The sequence below is a fragment of the Acinetobacter sp. YH12151 genome (genome assembly GCF_013418355.1).
Taxonomy (GTDB): domain Bacteria; phylum Pseudomonadota; class Gammaproteobacteria; order Pseudomonadales; family Moraxellaceae; genus Acinetobacter; species Acinetobacter pseudolwoffii.
In genome coordinates this window covers 13,629-25,902 of sequence record NZ_VPCG01000016.1, presented here as the reverse complement: position 1 = coordinate 25,902, position 12,274 = coordinate 13,629, and the positions used below count along the sequence as shown (strand labels likewise).

General features: G+C 42.6%; 16 protein-coding genes. 8 read left to right on the top strand and 8 right to left on the bottom strand.

All coding sequences use genetic code 11. The annotated features are described in order from the left end of the window. The first annotated feature begins 61 nt into the window (after positions 1 to 61). Positions 62 to 832 (top strand): Rossmann-like and DUF2520 domain-containing protein, encoded by a 771-nt coding sequence (locus FTU82_RS07860; RefSeq protein WP_180101219.1) that lies wholly within the window; start codon positions 62 to 64, stop codon positions 830 to 832. A 98-nt stretch (positions 833 to 930) separates the two neighbouring features. On the opposite strand, the gene trmB is transcribed toward FTU82_RS07860, so the two are convergent. Together trmB and FTU82_RS07850 are read right to left on the bottom strand one after the other, a co-directional pair. Then, on the bottom strand, positions 931 to 1,647 hold the full coding sequence (gene trmB, locus FTU82_RS07855; protein WP_180101218.1) for a tRNA (guanosine(46)-N7)-methyltransferase TrmB: 717 nt from the start codon (positions 1,645 to 1,647) through the stop codon (positions 931 to 933). A 151-nt stretch (positions 1,648 to 1,798) separates the two neighbouring features. Further along, positions 1,799 to 3,244, bottom strand: a complete 1,446-nt coding sequence (locus FTU82_RS07850; protein ID WP_180101217.1) for a SulP family inorganic anion transporter — start codon at positions 3,242 to 3,244, stop codon at positions 1,799 to 1,801. A 215-nt stretch (positions 3,245 to 3,459) separates the two neighbouring features. On the opposite strand from FTU82_RS07850, the gene FTU82_RS07845 reads away from it, so the two are divergent. The 3 genes from FTU82_RS07845 (at position 3,460) to FTU82_RS07835 (ending at position 5,159) form a co-directional block, all read left to right on the top strand. Further along, a complete protein-coding gene (locus tag FTU82_RS07845) occupies positions 3,460 to 4,071 on the top strand; it encodes a glutathione binding-like protein (RefSeq protein ID WP_005171574.1) in 612 nt (203 codons plus the stop codon). Between the two features lie 73 nt (positions 4,072 to 4,144). Beyond that, a complete protein-coding gene (locus FTU82_RS07840) occupies positions 4,145 to 4,555 on the top strand; it encodes a DUF4878 domain-containing protein (protein ID WP_100329791.1) in 411 nt (136 codons plus the stop codon). Next, entirely contained in the window at positions 4,527 to 5,159 is a 633-nt protein-coding gene (locus tag FTU82_RS07835; protein ID WP_100329790.1) for a YiiX/YebB-like N1pC/P60 family cysteine hydrolase, read from the top strand. The genes FTU82_RS07840 and FTU82_RS07835 overlap by 29 nt, the downstream gene beginning before the upstream one ends. Before the next feature lie 64 nt (positions 5,160 to 5,223). Here FTU82_RS07835 and FTU82_RS07830 read toward each other — a convergent pair whose 3' ends face one another. The 5 genes from FTU82_RS07830 to FTU82_RS07810 form a co-directional block, all read right to left on the bottom strand. Further along, positions 5,224 to 6,006: a thiazole synthase gene (locus FTU82_RS07830; RefSeq protein ID WP_005096562.1), complete on the bottom strand. Its 783-nt coding sequence runs from the start codon at positions 6,004 to 6,006 to the stop codon at positions 5,224 to 5,226. Positions 6,007 to 6,020: 14 nt separating this feature from the next. Then, on the bottom strand, positions 6,021 to 6,218 hold the full coding sequence (gene thiS, locus FTU82_RS07825) for a sulfur carrier protein ThiS (protein WP_180101216.1): 198 nt from the start codon (positions 6,216 to 6,218) through the stop codon (positions 6,021 to 6,023). A 35-nt stretch (positions 6,219 to 6,253) separates the two neighbouring features. After that, a complete protein-coding gene (locus tag FTU82_RS07820; RefSeq protein WP_180101215.1) occupies positions 6,254 to 6,619 on the bottom strand; it encodes a DUF423 domain-containing protein in 366 nt (121 codons plus the stop codon). Between the two features lie 119 nt (positions 6,620 to 6,738). Beyond that, positions 6,739 to 7,608, bottom strand: coding sequence for an RNA polymerase sigma factor RpoH (gene rpoH, locus FTU82_RS07815; RefSeq protein WP_005096567.1), 870 nt, complete (start codon positions 7,606 to 7,608; stop codon positions 6,739 to 6,741). Between the two features lie 136 nt (positions 7,609 to 7,744). Continuing rightward, positions 7,745 to 7,978 (bottom strand): sulfurtransferase TusA family protein, encoded by a 234-nt coding sequence (locus FTU82_RS07810; RefSeq protein ID WP_257221941.1) that lies wholly within the window; start codon positions 7,976 to 7,978, stop codon positions 7,745 to 7,747. A 385-nt stretch (positions 7,979 to 8,363) separates the two neighbouring features. Here FTU82_RS07810 and FTU82_RS07805 point away from each other — a divergent pair, with 385 nt between their 5' ends. Continuing rightward, on the top strand, positions 8,364 to 8,579 hold the full coding sequence (locus FTU82_RS07805) for a cold-shock protein (RefSeq protein ID WP_004280099.1): 216 nt from the start codon (positions 8,364 to 8,366) through the stop codon (positions 8,577 to 8,579). Positions 8,580 to 8,680: 101 nt separating this feature from the next. Further along, positions 8,681 to 9,832: an ATP-dependent RNA helicase RhlB gene (rhlB, locus tag FTU82_RS07800; protein ID WP_005096570.1), complete on the top strand. Its 1,152-nt coding sequence runs from the start codon at positions 8,681 to 8,683 to the stop codon at positions 9,830 to 9,832. A 59-nt stretch (positions 9,833 to 9,891) separates the two neighbouring features. On the opposite strand, the gene FTU82_RS07795 is transcribed toward rhlB, so the two are convergent. Beyond that, entirely contained in the window at positions 9,892 to 10,269 is a 378-nt protein-coding gene (locus FTU82_RS07795) for a hypothetical protein (protein WP_005096572.1), read from the bottom strand. 264 nt (positions 10,270 to 10,533) lie between these two features. On the opposite strand from FTU82_RS07795, the gene FTU82_RS07790 reads away from it, so the two are divergent. After that, positions 10,534 to 11,115, top strand: a complete 582-nt coding sequence (locus FTU82_RS07790; RefSeq protein ID WP_005096574.1) for a nitroreductase family protein — start codon at positions 10,534 to 10,536, stop codon at positions 11,113 to 11,115. A gap of 33 nt (positions 11,116 to 11,148) precedes the next feature. Further along, positions 11,149 to 12,222: an NAD(P)H-dependent glycerol-3-phosphate dehydrogenase gene (locus FTU82_RS07785; protein WP_074382969.1), complete on the top strand. Its 1,074-nt coding sequence runs from the start codon at positions 11,149 to 11,151 to the stop codon at positions 12,220 to 12,222. The last annotated feature ends 52 nt before the right edge of the window (positions 12,223 to 12,274 follow it).

Here is a 12,274-nt window from a genome sequence, read left to right as displayed (position 1 = left end):
CGAATTGCTTCGTCCTTTTTTTATTGGCATGCTGTGCGCAATTATTCTGGAAGATCAGTAAATGCGGATTAGTATTATTGGGGCAGGTCGAGTTGCCTTTCATCTTGCCCAAGGCTTAAATGGACAGCATGAGCTTGTACAAATCTATAGCCGTAGTTTTGCCAAGGCAGAACAGCTGGCATCTAAATTTAAGGCTCAGGCAATCAACGCTCCTGAATTACTGCATTCCGAAATTGATCTTTTAATCATTGCTGTCAGTGACCAATCCATTCGATCTGTCATCGAGCAGGTACATGCCTATCTTCCTGATGTGTTGATCGTACATACTTCTGGCAGTACCCACTTAAACGTTTTGCAGGATGTTCACCCACGTTCAGGCGTATTTTATCCTTTACAGACTTTTAGTCTGGAGCGTGACATCGACTGGTCAAATACGCCTTTATTTATTGAAGCGGATAATGCTGAAGATCAAGAAAAACTGCATGATCTAGCAAATAGCCTAAGCAATAGAGTCTATCACTATAGCTCTGAACAACGCTTAAGTTTGCATCTGGCCGCAGTATTTGCCTGTAATTTCAGTAATTATTGTTATGATATGGCGAAGCAGATTGTAGATGCTGAGCAGGTCGATTTCAGTTTGCTGTATCCCTTGATGCTGGAAACCGCCAGTAAAGCCACTCAGAATGATCCTAAACAAATGCAGACTGGTCCAGCGATGCGTGGTGATCAGAATATCTTGAATATGCATCAGCAGATGTTGGCCAATATGCAACGAGAAGATTTGCAAAATATCTATCAGCTGTTGAGCCAGCAGATACTCAGGCGTCATTAGGAATGAAGAATCTGATGATTTATCTGCGGAGCAGGGTTCAAAGCCAAATTTTTCCCATAAAAAAGCGCTGATTAATCAGCGCTTTTTTGAATCTTGGATTAAGAAATTTTCTTGAAGATAAAATCATTAATCTTGTGACCGGCTTCAATGCCGCGACGTTCAAACTTGGTTTGTGGACGCCATTCCGGACGAGGGTAGCTGTTGCCTTTACCTGCGAGGTTTTCCAGACGTGGACGTTCTTCCAAAACTTCAAGCATCCATTCTGCATATGGTTCCCAATCTGTTGCAGCATGGAAGGTGCCGCCCAGCTCCAGCTTTTGCTCAACCAGTGGCATACGTTCATGTGAAACAAAACGGCGTTTAAAATGACGTTTTTTCTGCCATGGATCAGGGAAGTAAAGCTGAACCGTATTGATACTATTGTCCGGCATTTCACGCAGCACTTGAATCGCATCGGCATCCAGTACGCGTAAGTTGGTTACGCCGGCCATACCTGCTTCATAGACACACTGCGCAATGCCTGGTACATGAACTTCAATCCCGACAAAATTACGCTCGGGATTGGCCTTGGCCATCAGCACCAGAGAACGACCCATACCAAAACCGATTTCTACCGTTAAAGGACGCTCCGGATGTTCAAAGTGTTGACGTAAATCGCCCACCGGATATTCCAAAATTAAGTGACCATATTGTTCAAGCGCAGTACGTTGAGAGGTGTTCAGCGGCATTGAGCGGCGCATAAACGTCACGATTTCACGGTGCTCGCTTAAATTGTCCAGCTCCACGACTTGCTGGTCTAATTGATCGTTCGACATAACTTTGGCAAATCTAAAAATTCAGAATGCGGTATTTTAAGTCCTGAGCCGAGCAAGTCAAACTTTTCTCGGTATTTCTCCATAAAAATCGGCAAGATCTTCCAGATACAATAAAAGAGCCTCGCTTGGCTCTTTTATTAATCATCATGCCTCAGCTACTAAAACGGTCAATCAAGGTGCTGCTGGCTTCATTTAAACCAATCACCGTTACATCTATACCTTGGGCTTTGAACTTCTGAATCACGTTATTCAGCATATTCACTGAGGTCACATCCCAAATATGCGCATGGGTCAGATCTAGTTCAACATGTTCAAGCTTTTCTTTAAAATCAAAGAACTGATAGAACTTCTCTGAACTGCTAAAGAAAATCTGTCCAGAAATAAAGTAGCTGCGTGAATGAGCCGAATTCAAATGCGTATAGACATGTACGGTTCTTTCCAGTTTATTAATAAAGAACAGGGCAGAAAGCAGCACGCCAACAAATACACCCAGTGCCAGATTATGGGTGGCTAAAACCACCAGCACCACCGCAATCATAACCACATTAAATTCCAGCGGATGTTTATTGAATTGTTTGACTGAACCCCACTGGAAAGTGGTAAAGGCGACCATCACCATAATCGCCACCAAAGCCGCCATCGGAATATAAGCCAGCCAGTCTTTCAGAAACACCACCAGGCACAGCAAAAATACACCGGCAATCAGCGTTGATAAACGGGTTCGTGCACCGGAAGACACATTAATAATCGATTGACCGATCATGGCACAACCGGCCATGCCACCCATAAAACCACTGACAATATTGGCCATACCCTGACCACGACATTCCTGATGGCGGTCACCTTCAGTTCCGGTCACTTCATCAATTACAGTCGTAGTCATCATGCTTTCCAGCAAACCGACAGTCGCCAGCGTCAATGAATAAGGCAGTACAATTTGTAGGGTTTCCAGATTGAGCGGAATCTCTGGCAGCAGGAACATTGGTAAGGTGTCCGGAAATTGCCCCAGATCACTCACGGTTCGCATATCTGTACCCAAGAACAGCGCCAGTCCACTCAGCACGATGATGCAAATTAGCGGAGAAGGAATGGCTTTACCAATTTTAGGCAGATAAGGAAATAGATAGATAATCGCCAGACCCATGGCAATAAACAGATAGCCCATCCCATCCATTTTTTGCATCTCGGGAAGCTGTGCGACAAAAATCAGAATTGCCAATGCATTCAAAAATCCATACACCACAGCTTGCGAAACAAAGCGCATCAACTTGGCCACTTTAAAATAACCGGCAATGACCTGAATAATTCCGGTCAGAATAGTCGCTACCAGCAGATATTGCAGTCCATGGTCTTTTACCAGCGTAATCATCAGCAGTGCCATCGCACCCGTAGCCGCTGAGATCATGGCAGGGCGGCCGCCAAAAAAAGCAATCGTCACAGCAATACAAAACGAAGCATAGAGACCGACCTGCGGATCGACGCCAGCAATTGCAGAGAAGGCAATCGACTCGGGAATCAAGGCCAGTCCAACCACCAAACCTGCGAGTACATCAGTCCGAACATTGGAAAACCATTCTTCTTTTTTAAGGCTAATCACGAAATATCATCTAAATTTGGAAAACCTGGGTATCTTAAACAGATGCGGTCAAAAATCTACAGAGATGGGCTTGAAAAAGCCGTTAATTTCCTGAATATTGAATGAGTAAATGTCCTGAGGGGCAGTTACGCTTTTTTGCAATTTACAGGTTTGATCACTTGAAAGTTTGACAGAAGCGATTTAAAACATAGAGAAGTGTATAACAAGGATCAGAAATGAAGCTTTACTATTCGCCGGGTGCATGCTCACTGGCAGCTCATATTATTTTAAATGAAATTAATGTCGATTTTGATTTGGAACGTGTTGACTTAAAAACACATAAAACAGAGAAAGGTACGGATTATTACGAAATTAATCCTAAAGGCTATGTACCAGCCTTAGAAATTAATCCTGGTCTGATCCTGACAGAAAACGTAGCCATTTTACCTTTTCTGGCTCAACACGATCCAAAACAAGATCTGATTCCGCCATCTGGTATGGGACGTGCCAAAGTTCTGGAATGGCTGGGTTATCTCAACTCAGAATTGCATGATGCTTATGCGGTGTTCTTTGGTGGCAAGTTATCCGATGATGAAAAGAAAAAAGCCTATGCAGAAGTCGATCGTCTATTGAGTTATATCGACAAAGCGATTGCTGAATCAGACAATGACTATCTGGTTGATGATAACTTTGGCCCAGCCGATGCTTATCTGTTTGTGTTGACCAATTGGTCGAATCATATTGAGCATGATTTAAGTCCGTATAAGAATATTATTCATATCCGCAATAAAGTCGCAGAGCGTCAGTCTGTACAGATTGCAATGCGAGATGAAGGTCTAATTCCATAAAATTTAAAAAAAAGCATAATTATTATGCTTTTTTTTTGACTTTCATTTAATAATTGCTATTGGAATAAATAAGATGAAGAGAATACTGAATTTAGTATTAAGTTTCGGTTTAACGGGAATGCTGGTTGCATGTAGTAGTGTTAAAAATCCAGAAAATGTAGCTCAAGAATATGTTACAGCAGCCTATAAAGGCGATTCAGAAAAAATGCTCTCTTATATTTATATACCTGAAAATGTTAAAGCCCAAGCAGGTTCTGAAGAAATGATTCAAGGCAAAATAAAAGCTGGCGCGGCAAAGGCTAAAGAGCAAGCTGAACGTAAAGGCGGAGTCAAAGAAATTAGTGTGGTAGACAAAAATATCGATGAAGCAAATGGAAAAGGACGGGTGACTATCGGAGTCAGCTTTAAAAATGAAGGCTCTAATTCTGTAACAGATCGAGTAAAACTTATCAAAAATGAAGATAAATGGAAAGTTGATTTATAATCGGTTTAGTTTGATTTTGGGCAGATTAGTTATTCTAATCTGCCTTTTTATTGGGTTTCCCCCCCAAGATACTATAAAGCAAGATAAACAGATTTATATGCCCGAGCACGCATTTCAAGTGGGTGATTGGATTGTTCGGGAAGGGGTGGGTTACGAAAGTTTTTTAATCAAAAAACTGAGTGGGAGTGAATACTCACATATTGGCGTGATTGCAGAAACTCAACCAAATATTTTGGTGGTGCATGCGACCACAGATGATGATCCCTCACATGTAAATCAAGTGATTCAATCAGATATCAGTGATTTTATTGACTCAAAACGAGCAAAAAAGTGGGCAGTTTATAGAGAAAGCAGTTTAGAGCCATATAAAAGAAAAGATATTGCTAGGGCCGTGACAAGGCAGGTAGGAGAGCAATTTATTTTAGGATCAAGAGGTGAGACGCATCGTTATTGCACTACGATTATTGCAGAGAAACTTCCATTGTCTTTACGTAATAAACTGGTCTGGAGCAAGATTGAATTGCCAGGCTTGCAGGGGGAGCTGCTTTTTCCTGATGCTTTATTAAAGCTTGAATCCGTCGAGCTGATTTATAAAAATAGATAATTTAGGATGAGTAAAAGCTAAATGATAGTCAAAGAATCATACAGTCCTTTGACTACGATGAGATTTATTTAAAGAAATAACCAGTTTCCGGCGAGCTGGCATTGGCCATACGTTTGCGTGGCATACGGCCGGCCAGAAAAGCTTCACGGCCAGCTTCGACTGCTTTTTTCATGGCTGAGGCCATGAGTACCGGATTCTGTGCAGCCGCAATCGCCGTATTCATCAGTACACCATCACAGCCCAGTTCCATCGCAATTGCGGCATCACTTGCAGTACCAACACCGGCATCGACCAGTACAGGCACTTTAGCATTTTCTTTAATAATCGACAGGGTATGTGGATTGAGAATTCCCAAGCCCGAACCAATCAGACTGCCCAAAGGCATAATTGCCACACAGCCCATGCTTTCCAGTTCTTGCGCCACGATTGGATCATCCGAAGTATAGACCATGATCTCAAAGCCATCGTCAATCAAGGTACGTGCAGCTTTCAGGGTTTCGGTCACATTTGGATATAAGGTCTTTTCATCGCCTAAAACTTCAAGCTTGACCAGATTATGGCCATCAAGGAGTTCACGCGCCAGCATACAGGTGCGAACGGCACTATTTGCATCGAAGCAACCTGCGGTATTTGGCAAGATGGTATATTTTTCCGGAGGAATGACTGACAGCAGGTTCGGCTGATCTGGATGCTGTCCAATATTGACCCGACGAATCGCGACAGTAACAATCTCTGCGCCACTGGTTTCAATGGCTTGCTGAGTTTCATTTAAATCTTTATATTTGCCTGTGCCTACCAAAAGGCGAGACTGGAATTGGCGTGAACCAATCTGTAATAAATCTTGCATAATCGTCCCGAGTATTAGCCGCCACCGACCGCGTGAATAATTTCTATTTTGTCTGTATCGCAAATCAGCGTATCGCCTAATTTGCTTTTAGGAATAATCATTTCATTGACTTCAACTGCAAAACGCTTACCCTCAAGCGCCATACTCTGAATCAGTTCCAGCAGATTCTTGCAGTGAGTTTCCTGTTGTTCGCCATTGATATAAATCATCATTCTAGCTACCCTCCATGATTAAGTGATTTTCAGACTTATCTGGCGTATTTTAAAGCATTCCAGGCCAGAATTAACCATCCTGCAATCATTAAAGCACCACCAATTGGCGTAATTGCGCCTAATCCACGTGGTAAACCCAAGGCCATGATATACAGTGAACCAGAAAATAATAAAATACCGACCTGAATCAGCCAAAAACTCCATTGAATCGGGAGTGTCGGAATGACTTTCGCGAGCAAGGCCAGACTAAGCAAACCTAAGGCATGATAGAAAAAATAATCCGTTGCCGTTTGCCACCAGCCGAGCTGGGCTTCAGTCGCGCGCGCTTTTAAACCATGTGCACCAAAGGCACCGAGCATCACGGCAAGCACCAAGTTGAATGCTGAAATCGCAATCCACATTTGAATTGATCTTCCTGATAAAGTTTGCGCTCAACCTTAGCATAAATTCAAAATTCGGGCATAAAAAAGCCTTCTTTGATGAAGGCTTTTTCAGATTAAATCAATAACAGAATTTGGTGTTAATTGGAGGACATCGCCACTTTAATTTTTTCCATGGCATTTTTTTCCAGCTGACGAATACGTTCCGCGGAAACGTTATATTCGGCGGCCAGCTCATGCAGGGTTGATTTCTCGTCATCTAGCCAGCGGCGCTGCAAGATATTACGTGAACGATCATCGAGCTGATCCATGGCTTCGTGCAGAGCAGAAGTACTTTGTTCCTCATAATCCTCATTTTCAATCAGACGGGCCGGATCATAACGGTTATCTTCAAGATATAAAGCCGGTGCAACATAAGTTGAACCTTCATCATCGTCATCGCCGGAAGCATCAAAAGCAGCATCATATGCCGTCAAACGGCCTTCCATCTCCAGAACTTGTTCTGGTGTGACATTTAAATCATTGGCAATCGACTGTGCTTCTGCGAGGGTCAACTTTTTCGATGATTTTTTCAGGCTACGCAGATTAAAAAACAGTTTACGTTGCGCTTTGGTGGTGGCGATTTTAACAATACGCCAGTTACGGATCACATATTCATGAATTTCCGCTTTAATCCAGTGCACAGCAAATGACACCAAACGTACGCCCATATTCGGGTCAAAACGTTTTACAGCTTTCATCAGACCCAGGTTGCCTTCCTGAATCAGGTCGCCTTGTGGCAGACCATAACCTGCATAACTGCGTGCAATATGCACCACAAAACGCAAATGTGACATGACCAGCATTTTTGCTGCATCTAAATCCTGGTCATAGTAATAGCGTTCAGCCAACTCTTTTTCTTGTTCGGCCGTTAAAATCGGAATCTGATTGACAGTGCTGATATAAGCACCGAGGTTGACCCCTGGCGCCGATAATGACAGGGGCATCAACTGATTGCGGCTGTCACTCATGTGTTCTCCTTGAAGTGCGGGATAACCCTAAACATAGGTTTTATCTTAATCCAATCTCTCCGCAAATAATGGATATTTGGGTAGAGAAATGTAAAAAAGTATACGAAACTAAGATAAACAGTTTAATTGAAAATTTTTAAGATTCAATCAAGTAGTGAAATTCTGAATCAGAAACTTTTTTTGATTCAAGCTTGAGTTGATGAATCTGGCAATAACGGCTGACATCCGTCTGACTATGTGGATCAGAGGATTTGAGCAAGAAAGTTTTCTGATTACCGGCCTTTAGTGCCCGTTTTAACATTAAAAGCGGCATCGGGCAGGGTTTTCCCATGGCATCGATAAGACAATACTGCTCTGGATTTTGCGACATTAGGGTTTCATTCATATAGCAAAAAAATGACAATAAATAGTAACAAAGAAGCGTATAGAACCAAACTGCTTTAATAAAAATCAGGATCTAAAAGAAGATATAAAGTCTTTTGACAATTTTCATGAAAAAAATAACTAAATCAAACAGAACATGCTAAAAAAAATCTATTAATTGTGATAAACCCATGTTAAGCTCGTTGCGTATTTGGGACTTTGAATAAACAAAGTGATTGTTTTTCACCCTATTACATAAATGGATGTAACCGGGATTTTGTTGATAGTTTTACAGAATGATTACAAGCTTAAAAATAATATTTTCAAACTTGTTTGCTCTGCTGTTTGCAACACCGGGTGGTCCTTCTTTTAGTTTCAATGAGGATTAACTTATGACAGCTGCTCGCGAACAAGGCGTAGTTAAGTGGTTTAACGATACTAAAGGCTTCGGCTTTATTCAACGTAACGGCGGTGATGACGTATTTGTTCATTTCCGTGCTATCCAAGGTGACGGCCACCGTTCACTTCGTGATGGTCAACGCGTTGAATTCAGTGTTGTTAAAGGCCAAAAAGGCTTTCAAGCTGAAGAAGTTCAACCATTAGACTAATCTTCGGATTAAGCTAAAAAGAAAACGCTCCAATATAACTTGGGGCGTTTTTTGTTTATACTATCCCCATCTTAGTGATTACCCAAGTAGAGCACCGCTTTATGTCATCTGGTTTTGAAACCTTAAATTTACATCCCAATCTAAAAAAAGCGATTGATGCTTTAGGCTTTACCACCATGACGCCTATCCAGCAGAAGGTTTTAAAATTCACGCTGGCAGGACATGATGCCATTGGCCGCGCACAGACAGGTACAGGTAAAACTGCAGCTTTTTTAATTAGTATCATGAATGATCTATTAAATAACCCAATTCAGGAGCAGCGTTATCGTGGTGAACCGCGTGCCCTGATTTTGGCACCGACCCGTGAACTGGCACTGCAAATTGAAAGCGATGCACAGGATCTGGCCAAATATGCCGGTCTCAATGTCGTGACTTTGCTGGGTGGTGTAGATTTTGACAAGCAAAAGAATCAACTAAATAAAGCACCTGTCGATATTATGGTCGCGACACCCGGTCGTTTGATCGATTTTGTCGAGCAAAAAGAAGTCTGGCTGGATCAGATTGAATTTCTGGTCATTGATGAAGCGGATCGTCTACTCGATATGGGCTTTATTCCTTCAGTGAAACGCATTGTGCGTTTTTCGCCGCGTAAGGAGCAACGTCAGACTTTAATGTTCTCTGCAACATTCAGCTATGATGTACTAAATTTGGCCCAGCAATGGTTATTTGAACCGGTCACAGTTGAAATTGAACCGGAAAAGAAAACCAATGCCGATGTCGAGCAACGGGTGTATATGGTGGCTAAGGCCGATAAATATAAACTGTTGCAAGAAATCTTGCGTGATGAGCCGATTGAAAAGGTGATGATTTTCGCCAACCGTCGTGATCAGGTGCGTAAGCTTTATGATCATTTAAAACGTGATGGTTATAAGGTGGTCATGCTGTCTGGTGAGATTGCTCAAGACAAGCGTCTAAAAATGCTAGACCAGTTCAAAAATGGTAAGCATAACATTATGATTGCAACAGATGTTGCGGGTCGTGGTATTCATGTGGATGGTGTTTCACATGTGGTGAACTTCACTTTACCTGAACAGTCAGATGATTATGTACATCGTATTGGACGTACTGGCCGTGCGGGAACACGTGGTGTGAGTATTAGTTTCCTTGCCGAAGATGATGCGTTCTATCTACCCGAAATTGAGAAGGCGATTGGACAGAAATTGCCTTTAACTCGTCTGGAAGGTTATTGCTAATCCAGATTAAAAAAACCGCTCTTCAAGAGCGGTTTTTTTTATGACCATGTGATCTGGACTTATTTGGCCTGACAACGGAAAGTCAAAATGGTTTGATAGTCATCATTCTGGTTTAAACCAGTATTGGTGCCTGCGATATTCCCGAGAACGGTAGCTGCTGCCTGAATCATTTGTCCAGTCTGATCATCAACGACACCTTTTAATGCCCCGTTATAACCCGTCTTTTCATCGATAATAATCGCAGTAGCTTTCGAGCCACAGGTTTTGCTGGCAGCATTAATGGCATTATTTTTAGCAGTTAGTTGATTTTTACCTAATCCGGTGACCTCAAACTGATTATTTTCTTTCTGAATTGCCAGTGAGGTTGGGTTGGAAGCGCAGGCAGTTAAAAGTAGAACTGAAGCTGCTAATCCGCTGATCGCAATTGTTTTTTTCATGATAAAATCTCGGGTGAAAACAGAATTAAGCTTATTTGAGCATAGTAAAGCGCACAGAATTTGGAGCTGTTGTATAAGTTTGGAAATTTTTAGTGTGACTCTATGCTAAAAAAGTAATTCAACTGAGTATTTCATTGATTAAAATAAAAATATTGTAATGTTCTTGAGTAATTTTTGCGGCTAAGTCGCGGTGAAGTTTATAGAGTATTACAGCTGGAATATGCTAATCTTGAAAACAGTTTTTAAGTATAGATCTACAAAGCAATGACGGAATCCGTGGTCGACATCGTTCATCAAAATATTCACCAACGTCAATCAATAGGACATTTGCTGGCACCGGCACCGAATGCAGAACAGCTGGAGCTGGCTTTTCAGGCGGCATTGACAGCACCAGATCATCATCGGTTGAAACCCACCACCTTTGTGGTGATACCTGATGCACAGCGTGAAGCATTTGGGGAGCTGTTGTCTCAGGCACTGGTCGATCTGGGTGAAACTGAAACGGCACAGATTGAACGGGTCAAGAATCATCCATTCCGTGCGCCACTATTGGTGCTGGCTTTAACGCGTTTGCAAGATCATCCTAAAGTTCCACATTTTGAACAGATTCTCAGTTCAGGCGCCGCCATACAGAATTTTCTGTTATCACTCCAGATTCAGGGTTTCTCGACCATGTGGCGCAGTGGTGCTGTAGTCGAGTCTGGCCTGTTTAAGCAGGCATTAGGAATTTCAAAAGATGATTTGGTCTCGGGTATTATTTATATTGGCACTGCAGCAAAAGCAATTCCAGCACGCGCAGAGATTCAGACCAGTAATTTTGTAAGTTATTGGAATCAGAACGGTTAATTTGCACGGTATAACAGGGTATTAAAAAATAACATGTCAGAATTAAATTTTTCAGCACTGGTCGAGCCGGTTGCAGTCGATCATAAGACCGCTTTAAGAGTCACGGTGTTGGGTGGGGGCAGTTTTGGTACCGCAATGGCCAATACTGCAGTGCGTAATGGTTGTAATACCATGATCTGGATTCGTGACGAAGCCGTTGCGGCAGATATCAATGCCACGCATATCAATAAACGTTATTTGCCAGATTTTCAGCTGGAAGAAAACTTACTGGCTGTGTCGGATCTGGAACTGGCTGTGCGTGATCGTGATATTATTTTAGTCGCGATTCCAAGTCATTCTTTTCGGGATGTCCTGCAACAAATCAAGCCTTTTATCACCTCACAAGCCGTGATTTCACTCACCAAAGGGATTGAAGCCAAAACTTTTAGCTTCATGAGTGATATTATTCGGGAAGTGTTGCCAGAAGTGCCTTATGGAGTGTTGTCCGGACCGAATCTCGCCAAGGAAATTGTGGCAGGTCAGCCGGCAGGAACCGTGATTGCCAGCGAGTCTGAGCTGGTACGTTATGCCGTACAGCAAGCCTTACATAGTGCCTTGTTCCGTGTTTTTGCCAGTGATGATGTACATGGTGTAGAACTCGGTGGTGCCTTAAAAAATATTTATGCCGTCGCGATGGGGATGGCAGCCGCGTATAACGTGGGTGAAAATACCAAGAGTATGATCCTGACCCGTGCACTGGCCGAAATGAGCCGTTTTGCGGTAAAATTGGGCGCGAATCCGCTGACTTTCCTCGGGCTTTCCGGTGTGGGTGATTTATTTGCGACTTGTAGCAGTCCGCTGAGTCGTAATTATCAGGTTGGTTTTGCCTTGGGCAAAGGCAAGACTTTGGAGCAGGCTACTACTGAACTGGGTCAAACTGCAGAAGGGATCAATACCATCGTACAGGTCAAGGCGCGTTCCGAAGAACTGGATGTCTATATGCCAATTACTTCTGCCTTGTATGATGTGATTTTTGAAGGTGCACCACCACTCAGCATTGCATTGTCATTGATGAAAAACGGTCATCGCAGTGATGTGGAATTTGTCTTGCCACATCATCAAGTCTGATCTATAACACAAAGGGACTGTATGTGAATTGTCATATTGGCCAGTTATCATG

Coding starts and splice junctions, on each gene's coding strand:
- FTU82_RS07805 (WP_004280099.1), top strand. CDS start 8,364: ATGACAGCTGCTCGCGAACAAGGCGTAGTTAAGTGGTTTAACGATACT.
- FTU82_RS07795 (WP_005096572.1), bottom strand. CDS start 10,269: ATGAAAAAAACAATTGCGATCAGCGGATTAGCAGCTTCAGTTCTACTT.
- FTU82_RS07820 (WP_180101215.1), bottom strand. CDS start 6,619: ATGTGGATTGCGATTTCAGCATTCAACTTGGTGCTTGCCGTGATGCTC.
- FTU82_RS07810 (WP_257221941.1), bottom strand. CDS start 7,978: ATGTCGCAAAATCCAGAGCAGTATTGTCTTATCGATGCCATGGGAAAA.
- FTU82_RS07785 (WP_074382969.1), top strand. CDS start 11,149: ATGTCAGAATTAAATTTTTCAGCACTGGTCGAGCCGGTTGCAGTCGAT.
- trmB (WP_180101218.1), bottom strand. CDS start 1,647: ATGTCGAACGATCAATTAGACCAGCAAGTCGTGGAGCTGGACAATTTA.
- FTU82_RS07840 (WP_100329791.1), top strand. CDS start 4,145: ATGAAGAGAATACTGAATTTAGTATTAAGTTTCGGTTTAACGGGAATG.
- FTU82_RS07860 (WP_180101219.1), top strand. CDS start 62: ATGCGGATTAGTATTATTGGGGCAGGTCGAGTTGCCTTTCATCTTGCC.
- FTU82_RS07835 (WP_100329790.1), top strand. CDS start 4,527: ATGAAGATAAATGGAAAGTTGATTTATAATCGGTTTAGTTTGATTTTG.
- rhlB (WP_005096570.1), top strand. CDS start 8,681: ATGTCATCTGGTTTTGAAACCTTAAATTTACATCCCAATCTAAAAAAA.
- rpoH (WP_005096567.1), bottom strand. CDS start 7,608: ATGAGTGACAGCCGCAATCAGTTGATGCCCCTGTCATTATCGGCGCCA.
- thiS (WP_180101216.1), bottom strand. CDS start 6,218: ATGATGATTTATATCAATGGCGAACAACAGGAAACTCACTGCAAGAAT.
- FTU82_RS07790 (WP_005096574.1), top strand. CDS start 10,534: ATGACGGAATCCGTGGTCGACATCGTTCATCAAAATATTCACCAACGT.
- FTU82_RS07830 (WP_005096562.1), bottom strand. CDS start 6,006: ATGCAAGATTTATTACAGATTGGTTCACGCCAATTCCAGTCTCGCCTT.
- FTU82_RS07845 (WP_005171574.1), top strand. CDS start 3,460: ATGAAGCTTTACTATTCGCCGGGTGCATGCTCACTGGCAGCTCATATT.